This window comes from Streptomyces broussonetiae, assembly GCF_009796285.1.
Lineage (GTDB): Bacteria > Actinomycetota > Actinomycetes > Streptomycetales > Streptomycetaceae > Streptomyces > Streptomyces broussonetiae.
The window spans coordinates 2,812,202-2,834,960 of sequence record NZ_CP047020.1; the positions used below are offsets into that span (position 1 = coordinate 2,812,202).

Below are 22,759 nucleotides of genomic sequence, written 5' to 3' on the forward strand. Positions count from 1 at the left end.
ACCTTTGAGTAAAGGGATGTTGACAAGTGTTGAATTGTGCGGCCACTCGCTCCGATGAGCGAATTCTCCTCCCGGAAAAGCTGGGGCCATGGGGAATGTTCAGATCAGAATCCACGCGGCGTGGATGCGCCGACACCGCCGTCGGCGGACGCCTTCCGGCCCGGCGCGCGATCACTGTCCGTCGGCGAGGGGCGTCAGCCGCAGTGCGGCCCGGGGGACCTGCGGCACCGGGGACAGGGCGTCCTGAAGTCCGAAGCTGGTGAAGGCAGTTCGGACGGGCAGCGGATAAGTCTCCTTTGCAGTGAGCGAGTTGAGGATGGTGGCACTGCGCCAGGCGGCGAGGCCCAGGTCGGGGGCGCCGACGCCGTGGGTGTGCAGCTCGGCGTTCTGGACGTAGACCGAGCCGATGACCGAGGGGTCGAGGACCAGCCGGAACTCCGCGTCGATGCGCGGGCGTTCGCTGCTGTCACGGCGCATGTAAGGGTCGAGTCCGGCGAGGATACGGTCGAGCGGGCGCTCGCGGTAGCCGGTGGCGAGCACGACGGCGTCGGTGGTGAGGCGGGAACGGCTGCCCTGCTGGAGATGCTCCAGATGCAGTTCGACCTTGGTCGTCGCGATCCGGCCGGCCGTGCGGACCCGGACGCCGGGGGTGAGGACGGCGTCGGGCCAGCTGCCGTGCACGGTGCGCCGGTACAGCTCGTCGTGGATGGCGGCCAGGGTGCCCGCGTCGATGCCCTTGTGCAGCTGCCACTGCGCGGCGACCAGCCGGTCGCGGACGGGCTCGGTGAGGCCGTGGAAGTAGCGCGTGTAGTCGGGCGTGAAGTGCTCCAGACCGAGCTTGGAGTACTCCATCGGTGCGAACGCCTCGCTGCGGCCGATCCAGTGCAGCCTCTCGCGGCCTGCCGGGCGGTGGCGGAGCAGGTCGAGGAAGACCTCCGCGCCGGACTGTCCGGAGCCGACGACGGTCACGTGCTCGGCGGCCAGCAGGCTGTCGCGGTGGTCGAGATAGTCGGCGGCGTGGATGACGGGCACGCCGGGGGCGTCCACCAGGGGTTTGAGCGGGTCGGGCACATGGGGGGCGGTGCCGACACCGAGGACGATGTTGCGGGTGTGGGTACGGCCCAGGGACTCGACCTCGCCCTCGGCGTCGAGCTGGGCGAAGTCGACCTCGAACACGTCCCGTTCGGGGTTCCAGCGCACCGAGTCGACCTGGTGGCGAAAGTGCAGCCCGGGCAGGCTCTGGGCGACCCAGCGGCAGTAGGCGTCGTACTCGGCGCGCTGGATGTGGAAGCGCTCGGCGAAGTAGAAGGGGAAGAGCCGCTCGCAGGTCCTGAGGTAGTGCAGGAAACTCCAGGGGCTGCTCGGATCGGCGAGGGTCACCAGGTCGGCGAGGAACGGCACCTGGATGGTGGCGCCCTCGATGAGCAGGCCGGGGTGCCAGTCGAAACCGGGGCGCTGTTCGTAGAAGACGGCGTCGAGTTCGGCGAGCGGGTGCGCGAGGGCGGCGAGGGAGAGGTTGCACGGTCCGATGCCGATGCCGACCAGGTCGCGGGGGGATGCGGACTCGTGCTGCGGGGGGATGGTCATACGGAGGTGCCTTCTTCTGCGGATTTCAGCAGCCGGGCCAGGTCGTCCGGCCGGATGTGGGGGTTGAGGAGGGTAGCCTTGAACCAGAGCCGGCCGTCGGGCCGGGCCCGCCCGAGGACGGCCCTGCCCTCGTGCAGCAGCCGGCGGCGTACGGCGGCCACGGTGTCGTCGTCGGCACCCGCGGGCCGGAACAGCACCGTGCTGATCACGGGCCGGCCGTACAGCTCGAAGCCGGGATGTGCCTCGACCAGCGCGGCGAACTCGCGCGCGCGGGCGCAGACCTGGTCGACCAGAGTGCCGAGTCCGGTGCGGCCCAGGGTCCTGAGCGTGACGGCGATCTTGAGGACGTCGGGACGGCGCGTGGTGCGCAGGGAGCGGCCGAGCAGGTCGGGGAATCCGGCCTCGGTGTCGTCGTCGGCGTTCAGGTAGTCGGCGCGCTGGTGGAGTACGGCGAGTTCGGCGGGCCGGGCGACGGCGAGGAGACCGGCGGCGATCGGCTGCCAGCCGAGCTTGTGCAGGTCGAGGGTGACGGTGTGGGCGGCCTCGAGTCCGGCCAGCCGCTCACGGTGGCGGTCGCTGAACAGCAGACCTCCGCCATAGGCGGCGTCGATGTGCAGCCGGGCGCCGTGGGCGGCGCACAGGCCCGCGATCTCGGGCAGCGGGTCGATGAGGCCGGTGTCGGTGGTCCCGGCGGTGGCGGCGACCAGCAGCGGACCGGGAAGCGTGGTGAGGGCCTTGTCCAGGGCGGCCGGGTCCAGCACTCCGCTCGGGGCGGGCACCACGACCGGGTCGGGCAGGCCGAGCAGCCAGGCGGCGCGCGGCAGCGAGTGGTGGGCGCCCGCCCCGCACACCAGCCGGACGCCGGTGCCGTGCGCCTCGCGGGCGAGCAGCAGGGCGAGTTGGTTGGACTCGGTGCCGCCGGTGGTGACCAGGGCGTCGGCGAGACCGGCCGTGTGAGCGAGCGCGCGGGTCACCGCGGCCTCCAGGGCGGCGGCGGCCGGGGCCTGGTCCCAGGAGTCCAGCGACGGGTTGAGGATGCTCGCCGCGAGGTCGGCCGCCGCGGCCACGGCGAGCGGCGGACAGTGCAGATGGGCCGCGCACAGCGGGTCCGCGGGGTCGGCGGCGCCCTCGGCGAGGGTCTGCACGAGGGCGCGGAGGGCGTCCGGGTCGCCGTGGTCGGGCAGGACATCGCCGAGTACGTCGGCGACGCGCGTGGCGACCGCCTCGGGGCCACCGGCGGGCAACGGCCCGCCGCGGGCCCGGCCACCGGCCGCGAGCGCGTCGAGGACCGTGCCGAGCAGGGGCCGCAGCACATCGGCGGCGCGGGGGCCCGAGGCGAGGGGCGCGGTGGGCAGAGGGTCGTCACCGCGCATCGGCCGTCCTCCGCTCCTGGGCTGCCCGTCGGGCGTCTCCGCCGCCGGGGTGCTTCCGGCTTGCGGATGGACTTCCAGCTTGTACAAGAAGCAGCCCGTGTGTCCCGAAAGACCGACGATCAGAACCCGAAAGTGGGTACTGCCGTGCGGGGAAAATGCGTCGGGATTATGCCCGCGCGCCGAAGTCCCCGGCGTGGTCCCGGGCCCACTCGGCGAAGGTGCGGGCCGGGACGCCGGTGAGCCTGCCCACCGTGTCGGTGATCTCCGGGGGCACACCGGCGGTGTCCGCGAAGCTCTGCAGCAGCCGTTCGAGCAGCTGCGGCGGCGCGTGGGGGAACAGCTCCGGGCCCGCCTCGCGCGGGTCCGCCTCCACGAAGGTCAGATCCCGGCCGACGGCCGCGCCGATCTCCGTGACCTGCTCGGCGTTGCTCGTCGCCGCGGGCCCGGTCAGCCGGTGGACGGCGCCCTCGTGCCCACCGTCGAGCAGGGCCCGTTCGGCGACGGCCGCGATGTCGTCCTCATGGATGGGCGCGGAGAGAGCGTTCGCGTGGATGCCGCGGACGGTGTTCGCGGCGCGGATCTGCGGTGCCCATGCGAGGGCGTTGGTGGCGAAGGCGCCCGGCCGCAGGAAGGTTCAGGTCAGACCGCTGTCGCGGAGGTGCTGCTCGACGGTGGCGTGCAGGACGTGGATGGGGTGGGTCTCGTCGGCACCCGGCGCGATGATGGCGCTGGAGAGCAGGACGACATGCCGTACCCCCTGTTCGCGGGCGGCCCGGAGCAACTCGGGCGTGCCGACCTGCGCGTACAGGTAGAGAGCGGTGGCCCCGGCGAACCCGGCGGCCGGGGCGTCCGGCGCGAACCGCACCACCTCGGCCCCGTCGGGCAGTGCGGCCCGCTGCGGATCACGGGTCAGTGCGCGCACGGGCCGCCCTGCGGCGAGGAGACGGGCGACGAGGGCCGCGGCCGACGTTGCCGGTCGCTCCGGTCACTGCGATCACGGTGCTGCCTCCTGAGGTTGGGTGGAACACTCCTGCCCGGGCCCAGGAAGGCCGCCGCCCCGCCGCATCACCGTCAGGGCGCGGCCGTGTCCTACGTCTCCCGTCCTACGCCCGCCGCCTCCGCCTAGGCCTCCCGCGTCCCGCCGGGCGCCTCCTGCCCGTCGCGCACACGCAGGGCGCGGGAGAGGTCGTCGAGGCGGTCGGCGAGGGTGCGGCGCAGGGCCGGCGTGAGGTCGGCGTCGCGCAGACAGGCCTCGCCGAGGTCCAGGTTCTCGGCGTCGACCGCATGGGCCGGGAAGGCCCAGCGCCCGGCGGCCTGCGCGATGGCCGGGCCGCGACGGGCGCTGACGGCGACCGCGTCCGCGTAGAAACGCGGCACGTACTCCCGTACCAGATCGGCCTGTTCAGGCTGCCAGAAGCCCTGCGCGGTGGCCGTGAAAAGGTAGTTGGACAGCTCGTCGCCCGCGAACATGGCCGCCCAGGCCGCGCTCTTGGTCTGCGGGTCGGGCAGGGCCGCGCGGCAGCGGGCGGCGCCCTCCTGGCCGGTGGCGCTCGGGTCCCGCTCCAGCTCGGCGGCGATCTCGGCCTCGTCGGTGGCGCCGAGGACGGCGAGCCGGGCGAGTATGTGCCACCGCAGCTCGGGATCCAGTTCCGGCCCGCCGGGCACGGTGCCGTCGGCGAGCCAGGCGGCGATGGTGTCGGGGTGGGCGGCGACGCCGACCAGATGCCGTACGGCGATCAGCCGCAGGCCGGGGTGGTCGCCGTCCTCGGTGCGCCGCAGCAGGTCGCGGCAGAGCGAGGTGAGGGTGGCCAGGGCGGCCGGGCGGTCCTGCACGCTCAGGTACTGGTCGGCGACCTGGCCGGAGGCGAAGGCGAGGACACCCTGGACGAGGGCCAGGTCGGTCTCGCGCGGCAGGTGGGCGCGGGCCGTCTCCAGGTAGGCGGCGGGCGGCAGTTCGCCGTCGCGCACGGCGTCCCTCAGGGCGTTCCAGACGACCGCGCGGGTGAGCGGGTCGGGCAGCCCGGACAGTGCGCCGTGCACCGCCTCGAAGGACTCGGTGTCGAAACGGATCTTGGCGTAGGTGAGGTCGCCGTCGTTGAGCAGGAGCAGCGCGGGACGCTTGCCGATGGGCTGCGGGGCACTCTGCGGGACGTCCAGGTCCAGGCGCGTGCGCAGCACGAGTCGGCTCTCGTCGGTGACGTCGCGGTCGTACACACCGGCGGTGAGGCGGTGCGGGCGGCTGCCCGCGCGGTCGACGCTGAGGGTGCGTCCGCCGTCGGTGGAGGCGATGCGCGGCGTGAGCGTGTCCACGCCGGTGGTGCGCAGCCAGCTGTCGGCCCAGGCGGGCACGTCCCGGTCGGTCGCGGAGGCGAGGGAGTCGATGAAGTCGGCGAGGGTGGCGTTGCCGAACTTGTGCCGTGCGAAGTGCGTGTTGATGCCGGCGAGGAAGTCCTTCTCGCCCAGCCAGGCGGCCAGCTGGCGCAGCGCGGAGGCGCCCTTGGCGTAGGAGATGCCGTCGAAGTTGAGCAGCGCGGAGGCGGTGTCGTCGACGTTCTCGGGGGCGACCGGGTGGGTGGTCGGGCGCTGGTCGGCGTCGTAGCCCCAGGCCTTGCGGGTGACGCCGAACTCGGTCCAGGGGTCGGTGAACCGGGTGGCCTCGGCAGTGGTCTGGTAGCCCATGTACTCGGCGAAGGACTCGTTCAGCCAGATGTCGTCCCACCACTTGAGGGTGACGAGGTCGCCGAACCACATGTGGGCCATCTCGTGCGCGATGACCATGGCACGGGTCTGCCGCTCGGTGTCGGTGACGGCGGAGCGGAAGACGAACTCGTCGCGGAAGGTGACCAGGCCGGGGTTCTCCATGGCGCCCGCGTTGAACTCGGGCACGAACGCCTGGTCGTAGGAGTCGAAGGGGTACGGCTCCTCGAACTTCTCGTGGTAGCGGTCGAAGCACGCGCGCGTGATGTCGAGGATCTCCTCGGCGTCCGCCTCCAGGTGGGGCGCGAGGGAGCGGCGGCAGTGGATGCCGAAGGGCAGCCCGCGGTGCTCGGTGCGCACCGAGTGCCAGGGGCCCGCCGCGACGGCGGCGAGGTAGGTCGAGATCAGCGGGGTGGGCGCGGCCTGCCAGACGCCGTCGGCGCGCTGCTCGGTGATGCCGTTGGCGAGGACGGTCCAGCCCTCGGGCGCGGTGACGCAGACCTCGAAGACCGCCTTCAGATCGGGCTGGTCGAAGGCGGCGAAGACACGCTGGACGTCGTCCATGAACATCTGCGTGTAGACGTACGTCTCGCCGTCGCTGGGGTCGGTGAAGCGGTGCATGCCCTCGCCCGTGCGGGAGTAGCGCATGACCGTGTCCACGCGCAGCTCGTGCTCGCCCGCGGTGAGGTTCTTCAGCGGCAGCCGGCCGTCGTCCAGCGACTCCGGGTCGAGGGGCTGTCCGTCGAGCGTGACCGTGCGCAGCTCGGCGGGCTTCAGCTCGACGAACGTGTCCCCGGCCGACCGCGCGGTGAAGTGGATCGCGGTGCGGGAGTCGAAGGTCTCGTCCCCGGTGGTGAGGTCCAGTTCGACCGTGTAGCGGTGGACGTCGAGGAGCTGTGCTCGGAGCTGCGCTTCGTCGCGCGTGAGTACGGACATGCAGGCCATGCTGCCTGATCGCACTGACAGCGCACAGGGGGTGGACTGGTTCACGCCATATGTCCGGATCGCCGGTCGGGTCCGCCCGGCCCACCGCGCCCGCCCGCGCCCACGCCTCACCGCGCCCGACCGGCCCACCCCGCACCCGTGACCCACCGGGCCCGGTCCGATCCGGCTGCGCCCGTACGCGCCGTCCCTGCTCCCCCGTACGCGCCTCCCCCGCTCCCCCGCTGGCCCGTCCGCTCCCCGGCCGCCCTGCCGGACGCCGGGGGCGGCGTTCGGGGTCAGTCGTCCGTCGGCTGGGCGTTGGCGGTGTCCTCGGCGATGCGCTCGTGGTGCCGGATCACCTCGGCGATGATGAAGTTCAGGAACTTCTCGGCGAAGGCCGGGTCGAGCTTGGCGTTCTCGGCGAGGCGGCGCAGCCGCTCGATCTGGCGGGACTCGCGGGCCGGGTCGGCGGGCGGCAGCTGGTGGACGGCCTTGAGCCGCCCGACCTGCTGGGTGGCCTTGAAACGCTCGGCGAGCAGATGGACGACGGCCGCGTCGATGTTGTCGATGCTGTCGCGCAGCCGCTCCAGTTCCTGGCGGACCTGGGGCTCCACGTCACCGGTGCCGGTATTGCTGGTGGTCATGGCCGTCAACCCTATGCGTTCTGCGGCCTGCGTCTACGGGGTGTCCGGAGAGTGGATCATCGGGGGGTCGTCGGGGTCCGGGACCCGGTCGCTCCAGCCTCCGGGGACGCTGCGGCCCTGCTGGGCCCGGAAGCGGACGGGAGCGAGGCCCACACGGCGCGTGAACAGCCGGGAGAAGTAGGCGGGGTCGTCGTAGCCGACCCGCCGGGCGACGGCCGCGACGGGCAGCTCGGTGGCGGCGAGGAGTTCCTTGGCGCGGGCCAGACGGATGCCGAGCAGGTAGTCCTTGGGGCTGCACCCGGCGGCCCGGCGGACGGCGCCGCGCAGCTCGGCGGGGGTCATGCCGTGCACGCGCGCGTGGTCGGCGACGCTCATCGGGGTGCAGGCGTCCCGGGCGAGGGCCTCGAGCACCTGGTCGCCGTCCGGGGCGAGATCGGCGCGGGCCCGGCGCAGGGCGACGAGCAGCTCGTGCACGGCGGCGCCGGTCTCCACCTCCAGCAGCGGGTTGCCCCGGCGGGCGGCGCGGACGATGCGGGCGATCACCGCGCGGGGCCCGGAGGCGTCGGAGAGCGGGACGACGGGCCGCTCGGGTTCGATGTAGCCGAGTTCGGTGTAGGTGGCGGCGGCGGACCCGGCGAAGTCGACGAAGCCCTCGTCCCAGCCGGTGTCCGCATCGGGCGCGTAGTGGTGGGGCACTCCGGGGGTGAGCCAGAGCAGCGCGGGCGCGGTGACGGTCGTGCGGCGGCCGTCGGCGCCCCGGTACCAGCCGCCGCCCGAGCTGATCACGACGGCCACGTGGTGGTCGAGGACGCGCGGGCCGACCGTGGGCAGCGTGCCGTGCTGGAGACCGACGCCGAGGCAGACCAGGCCGAGGCGGTGGTGGACGGGATGGGGGCTGAAGAACCGCATCCAGGTCTGGTACATCGGCGCTCCTCCCGGCCGCGCACCCGCCGACGTTTGTCCAAGCAACGCCGATCTTCGTCCATGGCACTGATCACCGGAAGAGGTGAAGCTGAGCCGCATGAGCGAGTTCACGGTGGGGGAATCCGACTTCCTGCTGGACGGGCGGCCGGTGCGGCTGCTGTCCGGGGCACTGCACTACTTCCGGGTGCACGAGGCGCAGTGGCGGCACCGGCTGGCGATGCTGCGGGCGATGGGCCTGAACTGCGTGGAGACGTACGTCCCGTGGAATCTGCACCAGCCGCGCCCCGGCACCACCCGGGACGTGCAGGCGGTCGGCCGGTTCCTGGACGCGGTCCGGGAGGCGGGTCTGTGGGCGATCGTGCGGCCGGGTCCCTACATCTGCGCCGAGTGGGAGAACGGCGGTCTGCCGGCGTGGCTGACGCTCGAGCTGGGCACGCGCGCGCGTACGGGCGACAAACACTTTCTGACCCACGTGCGCACCTGGTTCCACCACCTGCTGCAGGAGATCGCGCCCCGGCAGATCGACCGTGGCGGCCCGGTGCTCATGGTGCAGGTCGAGAACGAGTACGGCAGCTACGGCAGTGACAGCGGCTATCTGACGGAGCTGGCCGGTGTGCTGCGCGCCGAGGGGATCACGGTCCCGCTGTTCACCTCGGACGGGCCCGAGGACCACATGCTGAGCGGCGGTTCGCTGCCCGGGGTGCTCGCCACGGTGAACTTCGGCTCGCACGCGCGCGAGGCCTTCGAGACGCTGCGCCGGCACCGCCGCAAGGGCCCGCTGATGTGCATGGAGTTCTGGTGCGGCTGGTTCGACCACTGGGCCGGCAAGCACGTCGTACGGGACCCGGGCGAGGCCGCCGGCGCGCTGCGGGAGATCCTGGAGTCCGGCGCGTCGGTGAACCTGTACATGGCGCACGGCGGCACGAGCTTCGGGGGCTGGGCGGGCGCCAACCGGGGCGGCGCCCTGCAGGAGGGCCCGCTGGAGCCGGACGTGACCTCGTACGACTACGACGCACCCGTGGACGAACAGGGCCGCCCCACCGAGAAGTTCTGGCGTTTTCGCGAAGTCCTTTCGGAGTACCACCACGAGCCGCTGCCCGAACCGCCGCCGCACCCCTCCCCGTTGGGCGCCCCGACCCAGGCGGTGCTCACGGGATGGGCGCCCCTGGGCGACGTACTGGAGGCACTGGGCGGCGAGGAGACCGTGACACCGGTGCCGCCCGCCTTCGAGGAGCTGGGGGTCACCCGGGGACTGGTGCGCTACGAGGTGGCGGTGCCGGGGCCGCGGCAGCCGTATCCGCTGCGCCTGCGCGGGCTGCGGGATCTGGCGGTGGTGTACGTCGACGGCGTACGGGCCGGGGTGCTCGCCGAGGAGGAGCCGGAACTGAAGGAGCCCGTGGCGGGCCCCGCGCGCGTGCAGCTGTGGGTGGAGTCCCTGGGAAGGGTGAACTACGGGCCACGCCTCGGCGAGGCGAAGGGCGTCACCGGCGGCATCCTGCACGAGCGGCAGTATCTGCACACGGTACGCGCGCGTGGCCTGGATCTGGACGCCTTCGACGCCGGCGTGGACACGGTGCCCTTCGGCGCGCCGCCCGGACCGGGCGCCCCGGGGCTGTACCGGGGCGCGCTCACCGTCCACGGGGCCGGGGACGCCCGGCTCGAGCTGCCCGGCTGGACGCGCGGCTTCGTCTGGATCAACGGGTTCGGCCTGGGCCGCTACTGGTCGGTGGGCCCCCAGCGGTCCCTGTACGTCCCCGGGCCGGTGCTGCGGGAGGGCGAGAACGAGCTGTGGGTGCTGGAACTGCAGGAGACCGGCCCGGACCGGCCGGCGCCCCGCCTGCTGCCCGTGTGACCGGCGGCCCGCCGCGCCTACAGTGGAGAGGAGTTCCGGCGTCATTGGGGGTGCGGACGTGGCGAACGGCGGACCCGTCGAGCACGGCTTCCCGCACCTGGAGACGGTGCGGGCCGCGGTCAACGCGCTGTACAGGCGCCTGTCCTACGACACCGTCCAGACGTTCGCGGCCAGTCTGGCCCCCGCCGACGTGGCCTTCTGCGACACCGACGACCTGTACCTGGGCGCGCAGCGCGTGGCCGGCGAGATCGTGCGGCACTTCCGGCTGCCCGACGCGCGGCTGATCGTCGGCTTCCGGGAGATGACCCACGCGGCGAACGTCGAACTGGCGGCGGGCCCTGAGTACTTCGTCGAGCTGAACGACCGTTTCCGCACCCATCGCCGGGACATCGGCGCCGCGCTCGCCCATGAGGTGGCGCACGTCTATCTGCACCGCCTGGACCTCGCCTTTCCCACCACGGCCGAGAACGAGATCCTCACGGACACGGTGACGACCTACCTGGGCGCGGGCTGGCTGCTGCTGGACGCCTACCGGGAGGACGGGGTCTCCTCGCAGAAGCTCGGCTATCTCACACCCGAGGAGTTCGGCTACGTCCTGGCCAAGCGGGCGCTGCTCTTCCGGGAGGACCCGTCCGTGTGGTTCACCAGCCCGCAGGCCTACACCGCCTACGTCAAGGGCATGGCCCGGGCCCGCCGGGACGAGCAGCAGCCGCCGCTGACCGGCGCGGGCTGGGCCGGTCGGCGCCGTTACGCCCATGACCGACGGCATGCACCCGCCGTACTGCCGGGAGCGCCCTACACGTTCACCCCCGACCCCGCTGGCCACCTCCGCGTCACCTTCCCCTGTCCCACCTGCCACCAGCGGATCCGGGTGCCGGTGCGGGGGCGGGTCCGGGCGCGGTGCGGGCTGTGCCGCACGGTACTGGAGTGCGACACCTAGCCTCCGGGCAGTTGGTTCGGCCGAACGAAGATTTCGCTGGCCCGATCCATGGCCGCAGCACATGAGAAGCGGGACGACACGCGCGACGAGGCTGCACGCTCCCGGGTGTTGGCGCAGCTCAGGGAGGCGAGCCGGGCCCACGGCACGGTCACGGTGATGTTCCACTCGGCCGTCGCCGCCGGGCAGGGGCTGAACGCGACGCAGGAGAAGACCCTCGGCCACCTCCAGCGGCAGGGCCCGCTCACCGCCAAGGAGCCGGCCGAGCTGACCGGGCTCTCCCGCCTCCGTCACCGGGCTGCTCGACCGGCTGGAGGACAAGGGCTTCGTCCACAGGGTCGAGCATCCGACGGACAGGCGCCGGGTGCTGGTCGAACCGGACCAGGCCAAGGTCGCGGAGTTGGCCGGGTACTTCGAGGGCTGGACACAGGACATCGTCGAAGCCTGTGAGGAGTTCAGCACGGACGAGCTGCGGACCATGCACCGCTTCCTGTCGTCCGTCATGAGCGAGCGCCGGCGCGCGGCGGCGGCCCGGCTCACCGGCTGAACTCCCGCGCCGCCGGGGCCCGTGGACCCGCTAGGCCCCGTAGACCGCTCCCGGCGGCTCCGCGGCGGCCAGCAGCTCACGTGCCGTCTCCCCCGCCTCGGCCGGAGTCCGGCGCGCCCCCTTGTCGGCGGTGGGGCCCGGGTGCCAGCCCTCCATGACGGTGATCCGGCCACCCTCCGCCTCGAACACCCGGCCCGTCACGCCCGTACTCGCGGCCGAGCCCAGCCAGACCACGAGCGGGGAGACGTTCTCCGGCGCCATGGCGTCGAACCCGGCGGCCGGGGCCGCCATCGTCTCGGCGAAGGTGCGTTCCGTCATCCGCGTGCGGGCGGCGGGCGCGACGGCATTGACCTGGATGCCGTAGCGGGCCAGCTCGGCCGCCGCGACCAGGGTCAGCCCGACGATGCCGGCCTTGGCGGCGCTGTAGTTGCCCTGCCCGACCGAGCCCAGCAGACCGGCCCCGCTGCTGGTGTGGACGATCCGGGCCACCGGCGTACGCCCGGCCTTGGTCTCGGCCCGCCAGTGCGCGGCGGCATGCTTCAGGGGCAGGAAGTGCCCCTTGAGGTGGACGCGGATCACGGCGTCCCAGTCGTCCTCGTCGAGGTTGACCAGCATGCGGTCGCGCAGGAATCCGGCGTTGCTGACGAGCGTGTCGAGCCGGCCGTACGTCTCCACGGCCGTCCGGACGAGGGACGCGGCGCCCTCCGCCGTGGCGATGTCGCCGCCGTGCGCGACCGCCTCGCCGCCGGCGGCCCGGATCTCCGCGACGACGGACTCGGCCGGGTTCCTGGCGTCGGGGGCTCCGTCGAGCCCGACGCCCAGGTCGTTGACGACGACCCGGGCACCCTCGGCCGCGAAGGCGAGGGCATGGGCACGGCCGAGCCCGCGGCCGGCGCCGGTGACGACGACGATCCGGCCGTCGCAGAGTGCGCTCATCTCACTTCTCCCGGTTGGCTGTTGCGGCATCGAGGAAGGCGGGCCGCTCCCCGCCGCCGTGCACGTGCAGGCTCGCCCCGCTGATGTAGGCGGCCGCGTCGGAGGCCAGGAAGACGGCCGCGGCGCCGACGTCGGCGGGGGCGGCGAGCCGGCCCAGCGGGACGGTGCGGGAGACGGCCGCGACACCGTCCGGGCCGCCGTAGTGCCCCGAGGAGAGTTCGGTGCGGACCATGCCGACCACGAGTGTGTTGACGCGGACCTCGGGCGCCCACTCCACGGCCATGGAGGCGGCCAGGCTGGCCAGCCCCGCCTTGGCGGCGCCGTACGCGGCCGAGCCGGGCGAGGGCCGGGCACCGCTGACGCTGCCGACCATCACGACCGATCCCCGGCTGCGCCGGAGGTGCTCGTACGCGGCGAGGGACGCGGTCAGCGGGGTGATCAGATTCAGCTCGACGACCTTGGCGTGCCGCTCGGCGTCGGCGTCGGCGAGCAGCCGGTACGGCGTGCCTCCGGCGTTGTTGACGAGCACGTCGAGCCGGGGCAGCGCGGCGAAGAAGCCCTGCACGGCGGGCGGGTCACGCAGGTCCAGGGGCGTGAACTCCACGCCGTCGAGGGGGCGTTCCGGTGGGCGGCGGGCACAGGCCAGGACCCGGGCCCCGGCCTCGGCGAACGCCCGCGCGATCCCCGCTCCGACGCCCCGGGTGCCGCCGGTGACGACCACGGTCGTGTCGCGCGGCAAGTTATCCACAGGCCCTCCCGCTTGTCTGCGCCGACTGCTAGCTTCGAAGCCTCGTACCTAACAAATGTTTGGTGGAAAGGTAGCTGATGCGTCCATGGGTGTCTCCCGTTCGTCCCCGGAAAAAGGGATTTCCGTGGTCACCGTCGACTTCCCGCCGGTGAACGCGCTGCCGGTGCGCGGCTGGTTCGACCTGGCCGACGCGGTGCGCGAGTCCGGCCGCGACGCGGACGTCCGGTGCGTCGTACTGGCCGCCGAGGGCCGCGGTTTCAACGCAGGGGTGGACATCAAGGAGATACAGACGGCCGGGCAGCAGGCCCTGATCGGCGCCAACCACGGCTGCGCGCAGGCCTTCGCGGCGGTGTACGAGTGCGCGGTCCCCGTCGTCGCGGCGGTGCAGGGCTTCTGCCTGGGCGGCGGGATAGGCCTGGTGGGCAACGCGGACGCGATCGTGGCGAGCGCGGACGCCACCTTCGGCCTGCCCGAGCTGGACCGGGGCGCCCTGGGCGCCGCGACCCATCTGGCCCGGCTGGTCCCCCAGCACCTGATGCGCGTCCTGTACTACACCGGTGGCACGGTGAGCGCCGCCGAGCTGCACCGGCACGGCTCGGTGTGGCAGGTGGTGCCCCGCGCGGAACTGCGGAACGCGGCACTGCGGCTGGCACACGAGATCGCCGCGAAGGACGGTCGGCTGCTGCGCATGGCGAAGGCCGCCATCAACGGCATCGACCCGGTCGACGTGCGCCGCAGTTACCGCTTCGAGCAGGGCTTCACCTTCGAGGCCAACCTCAGCGGACTGGCCGACCGGGTCCGCGACACGTTCGGGAAGGACGAGGCGTCCGCCAAGGACACCACGCCGGGCAAGGAGGGCGGATAGATGGGCGACAAGACGATGACCGCCGACGAGGTGGTCGCCCGGCTGCGGACCGGCATGACCCTCGGCATCGGCGGCTGGGGGTCGAGGCGCAAGCCGATGGCGCTGGTCAGAGCCCTGCTGCGGACGGGCATCACGGACCTGACGGTCGTGTCGTACGGCGGCCCGGACGTCGGGATGCTGGCCGCGGCCGGCCGGATCCGCAAGCTGGTCACCGCCTTCGTCACCCTCGACTCGATCCCGCTGGAGCCGCACTACCGGTCGGCGCGCGAGCGGGCCGGGTTCGAGCTGACGGAGGTCGACGAGGGGATGTTCCTGTCGGGCCTGCGCGCGGCGGCGCACCGGCTGCCGTTCCTGCCGGTGCGGGCGGGCCTCGGCTCGGACGTCATGCGGATCAACCCCGGCCTGAGGACGGTCACTTCGCCGTACGAGGACGGGGAGACCCTCGTGGCCATGCCGGCCCTGCGGATGGACGCGGCCCTGGTGCACGTGGGCCGCGCCGACCGGCTGGGCAACGGGCAGTGTCTGGGCCCGGACCCGTACTTCGACGACCTGTTCTGCGAGGCGGCGGACGCAGCCTACGTCTCCTGCGAACGGATCGTGGACACCGCCGAGCTGACCAAGGAGGCTCCCCCGCAGTCGCTCCTGCTCAAACGGCTCACGGTGACCGGTGTGGTGGAGGCCCCGAGCGGCGCGCACTTCACCTCCTGCGCACCGGACTACGGCAGGGACGAGGCGTTCCAGCGGCTCTACGCGTCCACGCCCTGGCCGGACTTCGCCGGCAGGTTCCTGGGCGGGGACGAGGAGGCCTATCGGTCGGCGGTGCGGGAGTGGCGGAAGGAGCAGGAGCGATGAGCACACCGGAGCCGACGGTCGCACGGGCCCCTCTTCCCCCGCCCACCCGGGCCGAGTACTGCGTGATCGCCTGTGCCGACGCCTGGCGCGGGGCCGGGGAGGTCCTGGCGAGCCCGATGGGCCTGATCCCCTCGCTGGGTGCGCGGCTGGCCCGGCTCACCTTCGCGCCGGACCTGCTGTTGACCGACGGCGAGGCCCTGCTGGTCGGTCCGGACGGCACACCCGAGGGCTGGTTGCCCTACCGGCAGCATCTGGAGCTGGTCGCGGGCGGGCGCCGGCACGTGATGATGGGCGCGAGCCAGATCGACCGGTACGGCAACCAGAACATCTCCTGCATCGGCGACTGGGCCCGCCCCCGCCGCCAGTTGCTCGGAATGCGCGGAGCACCGCTCAACACGCTGAACAATCCGACCAGTTACTGGATCCCGAGACACTCCCGGCGGGTGTTCGTGGAGCGGGTGGACGTGGTGTGCGGGGTGGGGTACGACCGGGCGGCCGGGCTGGGGAGCGCGGCCCGCTTCCACCACCTCGCCCGGGTGGTCTCCGACCTCGGCGTCTTCGACTTCGCGACCCCGGACCGCTCGATGCGGCCGGCCTCGCTGCATCCGGGGGTGAGTGTGGAGCAGGTACGGGAGGCGACGGGCTTCGCGCTCGCCGTGCCCGACGAGGTGCCCCGCACCCGGGAGCCCGAGACGGCGGAACTGCGGCTGATCCGCGAGGTGCTGGACCCGGACGGGGCGCGCGCCCGTGAGGTGCCGGAGGGGGTGACGGGGTGAGGGAGACCGCGCTGACCCGGCTGGTCGGCACACGCCATCCGATCGTGCAGACCGGGATGGGCTGGGTGGCCGGCCCCCGGCTGGTCTCGGCGGCGGCGAACGCGGGCGCGCTCGGCATCCTGGCCTCCGCGACGATGACACCGGACCGGTTGCGCGAGGCGATACGGGAGGTGCGGTCGCGTACCGACGCTCCGTTCGGGGTGAACCTGCGCGCCGACGCCGGTGATGCAGCCGACCGGGTGGAGATCATGCTGGCGGAGGGTGTCCGCGTGGCCTCCTTCGCGCTGGCTCCCTCGCGCGAGCTGATCGCCCGGCTCAAGGAGGCGGGGGTGGTCGTCATCCCGTCCGTCGGGGCGCGGCGGCACGCGGAGAAGGTGGCCGCGTGGGGTGCGGACGCGGTGATCGTGCAGGGCGGTGAGGGCGGCGGGCACACCGGCGAGGTGGCGACGAGCGTGCTGCTGCCGCAGGTGGTGGACGCGGTGCAGATACCGGTGGTGGCGGCGGGCGGTTTCTTCGACGGGCGCGGTCTGGTGGCGGCGCTGGCGTACGGGGCGGCCGGGGTGGCGATGGGCACGCGGTTCCTGCTCACCTCCGACTCGACCGTGCCGGACGCGGTGAAGGCCCGGTACCTGGCCGCGACGGTCCGGGACGTCACGGTCACCCGGGCGGTGGACGGCCTGCCGCACCGGATGCTGCGTACCGACCTGGTCGACGTGCTGGAGCGGTCGGGCCGCATCCGGGCTCTGGCCCACGCGGTGCGGAAGGCGGCCGGGTTCCGGCGGCTGTCGGGGCTCAGCCGGCGGGAGCTGGTCCGCGACGGCCTGGCCATGAAGCACGGAAAGGAGCTGACCTGGAGTCAGGTGCTGCTGGCGGCGAACACGCCGATGCTGCTCAAGTCCGCGATGGTGGACGGCCGTACGGATCTGGGGGTGATGGCGTCCGGGCAGGTCGCCGGGGTGATCGACGACCTGCCGTCGTGTGCTCAGCTGGTGGAGCGGATCGTGAAGGAGGCGGAGGAGGCGCTGACCGGGCTGGCGGGACTCAGAGACGCTCGATGATCGTCACGTTGGCCTGGCCGCCGCCCTCGCACATGGTCTGCAGGCCGTAGCGACCGCCGGTGCGCTCCAGTTCGTGCAGGAGGGTCGTCATCAGGCGGACGCCGGTCGCGCCGAGTGGGTGGCCGAGGGCGATCGCGCCGCCGTTGACGTTGACCTTGCCGGGGTCGGCGCCGGTCTCCTTGAGCCAGGCCAGGACGACCGGCGCGAAGGCCTCGTTGATCTCCACGAGGTCGATGCTGCCGAGGGCCAGCCCCGCCTTCTTCAAGGCGTGCGCGGTGGCCGGGATGGGCGCGGAGAGCATCCGGATCGGGTCCTCACCGCGCACGGAGAGGTGGTGGACGCGGGCGCGGGGACGCAGCCCGTGGTCGCGTACGGCCCGCTCCGAGGCGAGCAGCATCGCCGCGGCGCCGTCGGAGACCTGCGAGGAGCAGGCGGCGGTGATGGTGCCGCCCTCGAGGACGGGCTTCAGCGTGGCCATCTTCTCCAGGGAGGTGTCCCGGCGGGGGCCCTCGTCGAGGGTGACCTCGCCGTAGGGGACGGTCTCGCGCTCGAAGCGGCCGGTGTCGAGGGCCCGCAGGGCGCGCCGGTGCGAGCGCAGGGCGAACTCCTCCTGGTCCTGCCGGCTGATGCCCCACTGGGCGGCGATCATCTCGGCGCCGGCGAACTGGTTGACGGGCTGGTCGCCGTAGCGGGCGCGCCATCCGGTGCTGCCGAGGAAGGGGCCGTCGGTCAGGCCGAGAGGGGTGGCGGCCTGCCGGGAGGCGAAGGCGATGGGGATCTGGGACATGTTCTGCACACCGCCGGCGACCACCAGGTCCTGGGTGCCGGAGAGCACGGCCTGCGCGGCGAAGTGCACGGCCTGCTGGGAGGACCCGCACTGCCGGTCGACGGTCACGCCGGGCACCTCCTCGGGCAGGCCCGCGGCCAGCCAGCAGGTGCGGGCGATGTCCCCGGCCTGCGGTCCCACCGTGTCCAGACAGCCGAAGACCACGTCCTCCACGGCGGCCGGGTCGATCCCGGCCCGCTGCACCAGCGCCGTCAGCACATGCGCGCCCAGGTCGGCCGGGTGGACCGTGCTGAGCCCTCCCCCGCGCCGCCCCACGGGCGTGCGGACCGCTTCGACGATGTAGGCCTCGGCCATGGCAACTCCCACACAGGAAAGGGGTGTTACGGAAACGGTGTCACTCGCGTACGGCGATGCCGTCCAGCACCATCGACAGGTACTGGCGGGCGATCTCCTCGGGGCTGTGCTGCCCGCCGGGCCGGTACCAGGAGGCGGCGACCCAGACGGTGTCGCGGACGAAGCGGTAGGTGAGGCGGACGTCCAGGTCCGCGCGGAAGACACGCTCGGCGACTCCGCGCTCCAAAGTGGACAGCCAGGCCTTCTCGAACCGGCGCTGGGAGTCGGCGAGGAACGCGAACCGGTCCTGGGCGGCGAGCTGCCGGCTCTCCTTCTGGTAGATCGCGACGGCCGCGCGGTGCCGGTCGATCTCCCGGAAGGACTCGGTGACCAGCGCCTCGAGCGTCTCGCGGGGCCCGAGCCCGGAGGCCAGGACGGTGTCGTAGCCGTCCCACAGCTCGTCGAGGAAGGTCCGCAGGATCTCCTCGAGCATCGACTCCTTGGAGTCGAAGTGGTAGTACAGGCTGCCCGCGAGCATCCCGGCGTGGTCGGCGATCCTGCGGACGGTGGTGGCGTTGTAGCCGTGCTCGGCGAAAACCTCGGCGGCGGTGGTCAGGAGTTCGCCGCGCCGGGCCGCTGCCGGGGTCACCTGGGGCTTCTTCTTGGTCGGCACGGACCCATTCTGGTCCCCGGCCCCGGTTGCCTAGGCATGCTGGCTGCTGACGGCGACGACCTCGCCGGTCATGTACGAGGAGTAGCCGGACGCCAGGAACACGATCACATTGGCCACTTCCCAAGGCTCGGCGTACCGCCCGAAGGCCTCCTGCCCGGTCAGCTGTTCCAGCAGTTCGGCCGAGGTGACCTTCACCAGGTGGGGGTGCATGGCGAGGCTGGGGGCCACCGCGTTGACCCGGACGCCGTAGGCGGCGGCCTCGATCGCCGCACACCGGGTCAGCGCCATCACTCCGGCCTTGGCGGCGGCGTAGTGCGCCTGCCCGGCCTGGGCGCGCCAGCCGACGACGGAGGCGTTGTTGACGATCACCCCGCGGCCGGTCTCCCGCATGGCCCGCAGAGCGGCGCGGGTGCAGCGGAACGTGCCGTTCAGAGTGACGTCCAGGACGCGGGACCACTGCGCGTCGGTCATGTCGACGAGGTCCGAAGTACCGCCCAGACCCGCGTTGTTGACGACGATGTCGAGCCTGCCGTGCTCGTGCACGGCGGTCTCGAACAGGGTGCTCACCTGCGCCTCGTCGGTGACGTCGCACGGCACCGCCGCCACCCGGCCCGGGAACTTGCGGGCCAGCTCGGCCTCGTGCTCCTTGAGCCGGCGCGTGTGCGCGTCACTGATCAGCACGCGCGCGCCCTCCTCCAGGAAGCGGTACGCGGTCGCCCCGCCGATGCCGGCGCCGGCCGCCGCGGTGATGACGGCACTGCGGCCCCGGAGCAGTCCGTGCCCGGGCACGTAGGCCGGGCTCTCGACGCCTGTCATAGAGCCACGCTAACCTACCAAACACTTGTTAGGGAAGGATGGTGACGGTGGTGGACCTCTCCCATTCCCCGGCCGACGAGGAGTTTCGTGCCGAAGCCCGGGCCTGGCTGGAGGCGCATGTGCCACGCACCGCGCTGCCGTCCCTGGAGACGGCAGCGGGCTTCGCGGCCCACCGCGCGTGGGAGGCCGAACTGGCCGCGGACCGCTGGTCGGTGGTGTCCTGGCCGGAGCGGTACGGCGGCCGGGACGCCGGTCTGCTGCGCTGGCTGGTCTTCGAGGAGGAGTACTGGGCGGCGGGCGCACCGGGCCGGGTCGGGCAGAACGGTGTCAGCCTGCTTGCGCCGACGCTCTTCGACCACGGCACACAGGAGCAACGCGCGCGCGTGCTGCCCCCGATGGCGAGCGGCGAGGTGGTCTGGGCGCAGGCCTGGTCCGAGCCGGAGGCGGGCTCCGACCTGGCCTCGCTCACCTCCCGTGCGGTCAGGACGGACGGCGGCTGGCTGCTTCGCGGCGCGAAGACCTGGTCCTCGCGGGCGGCCTTCGCCGACCGGGCCTTCGGCCTGTTCCGCAGCCACCCCGATGCCCCGAAACCCCATCAGGGGCTCACCTACCTGATGTTCGACCTGCGGTCCCCCGGTGTCACCGTCCGTCCGATCGGGCGCCTGGACGGCAAACCGGCCTTCGCGGAGCTGTTCCTGGACGACGTGTTCGTGCCGGACGAGGACATGATCGGCGAGCCGGGCCAGGGCTGGCGGATCGCGATGTCCACGGCCGGCAACGAACGCGGGCTCACCCTGCGCTCCCCGGGCCGCTTCCTCGCCGCCGCCGCCCGGCTGGCCGGACTCTGGCGGGCGCGCGGCTGCCCGGAGCACGCACGCACGCGCGTGGCCGACGCGCTGATCGGTGCCCGCTCCTACCAGCTGTTCACGTACGCGGCCGCCTCCCGCTTCCTGGACGGCGCCCGGATCGGCCCGGAGTCCAGCATGAACAAGGTGTTCTGGTCCGAGCTGGACCTCGCCCTGCACGAGACGGCGCTCGATCTGCTGGACGGCGAGGGCGAGTGGGCGGACACCGACTGGGCCGAGGGCTACGTCTTCTCGCTCGCCGGACCCATCTACGCGGGCACCAACGAGATCCAGCGGGACATCATCGCCGAGCGGCTGCTCGGCCTGCCGAAGGGACGGCGCTGATGCGCTTCCTGCCCGACACCGAACAGCTCGCCTTCGCCGGCTCGCTGCACGCGATGCTGACGGCCGCGGACACTCCGACGGTGATCCGCGAGTGGAGCGGCGGCGACCACACGCGCGGGCGTGCGCTGTGGCACCGGGTGGCCGAGGCGGGGGTGTTCGGCCTGACGGTGCCGCAGGAGCGGGGCGGGCTGGGCCGGCATCCGGTGGAACTGGCGCTGGCCTTCGTGGAGTTGGGACGGCATGCGATGCCGGGCCCGCTGGTGGAGACGGTGGCGGCGGCCGTGCTCCTCCAGGACCCTGCACTCGCGCGGCGCTTCTTGCCGGGGCTCCTGGCGGGGACCGAACTCGCGACCGTGGCGACGGCCCCCGGCGGCTCCGTCCGCGACGCCGCTGCCGTCCCCCTCGCCCTCGACGCCGACACGGCCGGCCTTCGTCTGGCCCTCGCCCCCGACGGACTGCGTCTGGCCTCGCCCGCGGGCCCGCCGCGCCGCTCCCTCGACCCCGCCCGCCGCCTGACCCCGCTCCTCCCGGATGGTGAACTGCTCAGCCCCCGCCCGCCGTACGACCTCGCCCTGACCTGGGCCCGGCTGGCCACCGCCGCCCAGGCGCTCGGTGTCGGGCTGGCGCTTGTCGACCGCACGGTGGAGTACGTCCGCCGACGCACCCAGTTCGGCGTCCCCGTCGGCTCCTTCCAGGCGGTCAAGCACCGCCTGGCCGACACCGCGACGGCCCTGGAGTTCGCCCGCCCCCTGCTGTTCGGGGCGGCGCTCTCCCTGCACCCGGGGGACGTGGCCGCCGCCAAGCTCAAGTCGTGCGAGGCGGCCTACACAGCGGCGCGCACGGCGCTGCAGCTGCACGGCGCGATCGGCTACACCGCGGAGTACGACCTGTCCCTGTGGCTGACCAAGGCCCGCGCCCTGCGCACCGCCTGGGGCACGCCCGAGGAGTGCCGGGAGCTGTTCCTCGAGGACGCGCTCAAGGGACCCGCAGGCGGGTGAGCGAGGTACGGGCGCCCTGCAGCCGGGCGATGCGCTCCTCGATGCCCTCTGCCGCTCGAGCAGCACCGGCGCCGGACAGGGCTCGGCCTCCGCCGCGCTGCCGCACACGCAGTCCAGCAGGTCGAGCGGACCGACGCCGGGGCGTGCGTCAGGCGGGAGGTGTGACGATCCCGGCGGCGCGTGCGGCCTCGAGCCACCGCGGGAACTCGGCGACGAGCCGGTCGTACAGCTCGGCGTCGGACAGGCGGCGCGGGTCCCGGCCGGCGTGGAAGAAGCCGGCGTTGTCCACGATCCGCTTGCCGGGCACGGCCAGCTCGTCCAGTTTCCGCAGGAAGTCGAACTGCTTGCCGTCCGGGTCGCCGAAGCCGACGAACTGCCAGAACAGCGGCAGTCTGGCCGCCTTGCACAGATACCGTTCGGCGGCGGGCCTGCTGATCGGGCCGCCGTCGGTCTGGAAGACGACGAGGGCGGGGTCGGTGGCGCCGCTGTCCAGGTAGTGGTCGATGACGGTGTCCATCGCCAGGTGATAGCTGGTCCTGCCCATGTGCCCGAGCCCGGCCACGATCCGTTCGACGGCGCCCTCGTGCCCGTCGAGGGTGATGTCGCTGAGCGCGTCGATGTCGGTGGAGAAGAACACCACCGGCACCCGCCCGTCGTCGTCCAGGTGCGCGGACAGGCCGAGCACCCGGTCGGCGAGCGTCTGCACGCTGCCGTCCTGGTAGTACGGGCGCATGGAGCCGGAGTGATCGACCACGAGGTAGACGGCTGCGCGCAGCCCGTCCAGGCCGTTCCTGCGCAGGCAGACCCCTGCGGTCTTGTACAGGCTGACCAGCGCGGGCGCGGTCTCCTCCACCTTGCGCAGACTGATCGCGGCCATGGTCCCCCTTCGTGCCGGTGCCCGTGGCCGAGCCTACGCGAGCACCCACGGGCACCGGGGCCGCGCGGGTCGACCGTACGGCGCGCTGCACGAGCGCACCGCCGGCTGGACCGAGGCCCATCTCGAAGGCCCACCTCGAAGGCCGGCCTCGAAGGCCCTCCTCGACGGTCCACCTCGAAGGCTCACCTCGAAGGCCCACGTCGTGGGCTGCATCCTGCGCTCGCAGGCCTGGGGCTCGCCGGCCGCCCGCCTCCCCTTCGGCGATCCCGGGGCACGCTCCGTCCGGTCGCCGTCGAAGGCCGCGTCCGGTCGTCCGGTCGTCGCAGCCGGCCATGTGCACGGCCGTGGCTGGATGCGGGCCGTGG

General features: G+C 73.1%; 22 protein-coding genes. 9 read left to right on the forward strand and 13 right to left on the reverse strand.

Annotation, left to right across the window (positions count from 1 at the left end):
• Nucleotides 1–171: 171 nt before the first annotated feature.
• From GQF42_RS12990 to GQF42_RS13015, 7 genes are all read right to left on the reverse strand, one after another.
• Entirely contained in the window at nt 172–1,587 is a 1,416-nt protein-coding gene (locus tag GQF42_RS12990) for a lysine N(6)-hydroxylase/L-ornithine N(5)-oxygenase family protein (RefSeq protein ID WP_158919789.1), read from the reverse strand.
• Entirely contained in the window at nt 1,584–2,960 is a 1,377-nt protein-coding gene (locus GQF42_RS12995; protein WP_233273334.1) for a pyridoxal phosphate-dependent decarboxylase family protein, read from the reverse strand. Before GQF42_RS12995 ends, GQF42_RS12990 begins: the two co-directional genes overlap by 4 nt.
• Before the next feature lie 166 nt (nt 2,961–3,126).
• A complete protein-coding gene (locus GQF42_RS47235) occupies nt 3,127–3,333 on the reverse strand; it encodes a hypothetical protein (protein WP_325100323.1) in 207 nt (68 codons plus the stop codon).
• A 261-nt stretch (nt 3,334–3,594) separates the two neighbouring features.
• Nucleotides 3,595–3,882: a hypothetical protein gene (locus tag GQF42_RS47240; RefSeq protein ID WP_325100324.1), complete on the reverse strand. Its 288-nt coding sequence runs from the start codon at nt 3,880–3,882 to the stop codon at nt 3,595–3,597.
• Between the two features lie 200 nt (nt 3,883–4,082).
• Complete coding sequence (gene pepN, locus GQF42_RS13005; protein WP_199272666.1) at nt 4,083–6,593, reverse strand: aminopeptidase N; 2,511 nt, start codon at nt 6,591–6,593, stop codon at nt 4,083–4,085.
• Between the two features lie 284 nt (nt 6,594–6,877).
• Nucleotides 6,878–7,225, reverse strand: coding sequence for a chorismate mutase (locus GQF42_RS13010; RefSeq protein ID WP_158919791.1), 348 nt, complete (start codon nt 7,223–7,225; stop codon nt 6,878–6,880).
• 33 nt (nt 7,226–7,258) lie between these two features.
• On the reverse strand, nt 7,259–8,149 hold the full coding sequence (locus GQF42_RS13015) for a helix-turn-helix domain-containing protein (protein ID WP_158919792.1): 891 nt from the start codon (nt 8,147–8,149) through the stop codon (nt 7,259–7,261).
• Between the two features lie 97 nt (nt 8,150–8,246).
• Between GQF42_RS13015 and GQF42_RS13020 the strand changes: the two genes are divergently transcribed.
• The 3 genes from GQF42_RS13020 to GQF42_RS45860 all read left to right on the forward strand — a co-directional run bounded on the left by GQF42_RS13020 (nt 8,247) and on the right by GQF42_RS45860 (nt 11,485).
• On the forward strand, nt 8,247–10,001 hold the full coding sequence (locus tag GQF42_RS13020) for a glycoside hydrolase family 35 protein (RefSeq protein WP_158919793.1): 1,755 nt from the start codon (nt 8,247–8,249) through the stop codon (nt 9,999–10,001).
• Between the two features lie 58 nt (nt 10,002–10,059).
• Nucleotides 10,060–10,941, forward strand: a complete 882-nt coding sequence (locus GQF42_RS13025) for a hypothetical protein (protein WP_158919794.1) — start codon at nt 10,060–10,062, stop codon at nt 10,939–10,941.
• Nucleotides 10,942–11,302: 361 nt separating this feature from the next.
• Entirely contained in the window at nt 11,303–11,485 is a 183-nt protein-coding gene (locus tag GQF42_RS45860) for a hypothetical protein (protein ID WP_233273335.1), read from the forward strand.
• Nucleotides 11,486–11,515: 30 nt separating this feature from the next.
• Here the strand turns inward: GQF42_RS45860 and GQF42_RS13035 are convergent, their stop codons facing one another.
• Together GQF42_RS13035 and GQF42_RS13040 are read right to left on the reverse strand one after the other, a co-directional pair.
• Complete coding sequence (locus GQF42_RS13035; RefSeq protein ID WP_158919795.1) at nt 11,516–12,421, reverse strand: SDR family oxidoreductase; 906 nt, start codon at nt 12,419–12,421, stop codon at nt 11,516–11,518.
• Between the two features lies 1 nt (nt 12,422).
• A complete protein-coding gene (locus tag GQF42_RS13040; protein ID WP_158930090.1) occupies nt 12,423–13,160 on the reverse strand; it encodes an SDR family oxidoreductase in 738 nt (245 codons plus the stop codon).
• A 94-nt stretch (nt 13,161–13,254) separates the two neighbouring features.
• On the opposite strand from GQF42_RS13040, the gene GQF42_RS13045 reads away from it, so the two are divergent.
• Genes GQF42_RS13045 through GQF42_RS13060 form a run of 4 tightly spaced genes read left to right on the forward strand, consistent with a single transcriptional unit; the run spans nt 13,255 to nt 16,720 of the window.
• On the forward strand, nt 13,255–14,034 hold the full coding sequence (locus tag GQF42_RS13045) for an enoyl-CoA hydratase family protein (RefSeq protein WP_158919796.1): 780 nt from the start codon (nt 13,255–13,257) through the stop codon (nt 14,032–14,034).
• Nucleotides 14,035–14,886, forward strand: a complete 852-nt coding sequence (locus GQF42_RS13050) for a CoA transferase subunit A (RefSeq protein WP_158919797.1) — start codon at nt 14,035–14,037, stop codon at nt 14,884–14,886. It begins immediately after the preceding gene.
• Nucleotides 14,883–15,662: a CoA-transferase subunit beta gene (locus tag GQF42_RS13055; RefSeq protein ID WP_158919798.1), complete on the forward strand. Its 780-nt coding sequence runs from the start codon at nt 14,883–14,885 to the stop codon at nt 15,660–15,662. The genes GQF42_RS13050 and GQF42_RS13055 overlap by 4 nt, the downstream gene beginning before the upstream one ends.
• Nucleotides 15,659–16,720 (forward strand): NAD(P)H-dependent flavin oxidoreductase, encoded by a 1,062-nt coding sequence (locus GQF42_RS13060; protein WP_158919799.1) that lies wholly within the window; start codon nt 15,659–15,661, stop codon nt 16,718–16,720. The genes GQF42_RS13055 and GQF42_RS13060 overlap by 4 nt, the downstream gene beginning before the upstream one ends.
• Here GQF42_RS13060 and GQF42_RS13065 read toward each other — a convergent pair.
• The 3 genes from GQF42_RS13065 to GQF42_RS13075 are packed head-to-tail and all read right to left on the reverse strand — an operon-like array spanning nt 16,704 to nt 19,329.
• Nucleotides 16,704–17,861 carry an acetyl-CoA C-acetyltransferase gene (locus GQF42_RS13065; protein ID WP_158919800.1) on the reverse strand — a complete coding sequence of 386 codons (1,158 nt, stop codon included), beginning with the start codon at nt 17,859–17,861 and terminating at the stop codon, nt 16,704–16,706. The two genes, GQF42_RS13060 and GQF42_RS13065, sit on opposite strands and share 17 nt — an antisense overlap.
• 40 nt (nt 17,862–17,901) lie before the next feature.
• Entirely contained in the window at nt 17,902–18,513 is a 612-nt protein-coding gene (locus GQF42_RS13070; RefSeq protein ID WP_158919801.1) for a TetR/AcrR family transcriptional regulator, read from the reverse strand.
• A 30-nt stretch (nt 18,514–18,543) separates the two neighbouring features.
• Nucleotides 18,544–19,329 (reverse strand): SDR family oxidoreductase, encoded by a 786-nt coding sequence (locus GQF42_RS13075; RefSeq protein ID WP_158919802.1) that lies wholly within the window; start codon nt 19,327–19,329, stop codon nt 18,544–18,546.
• 50 nt (nt 19,330–19,379) lie between these two features.
• On the opposite strand from GQF42_RS13075, the gene GQF42_RS13080 reads away from it, so the two are divergent.
• Together GQF42_RS13080 and GQF42_RS13085 are read left to right on the forward strand one after the other, a co-directional pair.
• Nucleotides 19,380–20,519 (forward strand): acyl-CoA dehydrogenase family protein, encoded by a 1,140-nt coding sequence (locus GQF42_RS13080; protein ID WP_158919803.1) that lies wholly within the window; start codon nt 19,380–19,382, stop codon nt 20,517–20,519.
• Nucleotides 20,519–21,517 (forward strand): acyl-CoA dehydrogenase family protein, encoded by a 999-nt coding sequence (locus tag GQF42_RS13085; protein ID WP_158919804.1) that lies wholly within the window; start codon nt 20,519–20,521, stop codon nt 21,515–21,517. Before GQF42_RS13080 ends, GQF42_RS13085 begins: the two co-directional genes overlap by 1 nt.
• A gap of 148 nt (nt 21,518–21,665) precedes the next feature.
• Here the strand turns inward: GQF42_RS13085 and GQF42_RS13090 are convergent, their stop codons facing one another.
• A complete protein-coding gene (locus tag GQF42_RS13090) occupies nt 21,666–22,394 on the reverse strand; it encodes a vWA domain-containing protein (RefSeq protein ID WP_158919805.1) in 729 nt (242 codons plus the stop codon).
• Between the last annotated feature and the right edge of the window lie 365 nt (nt 22,395–22,759).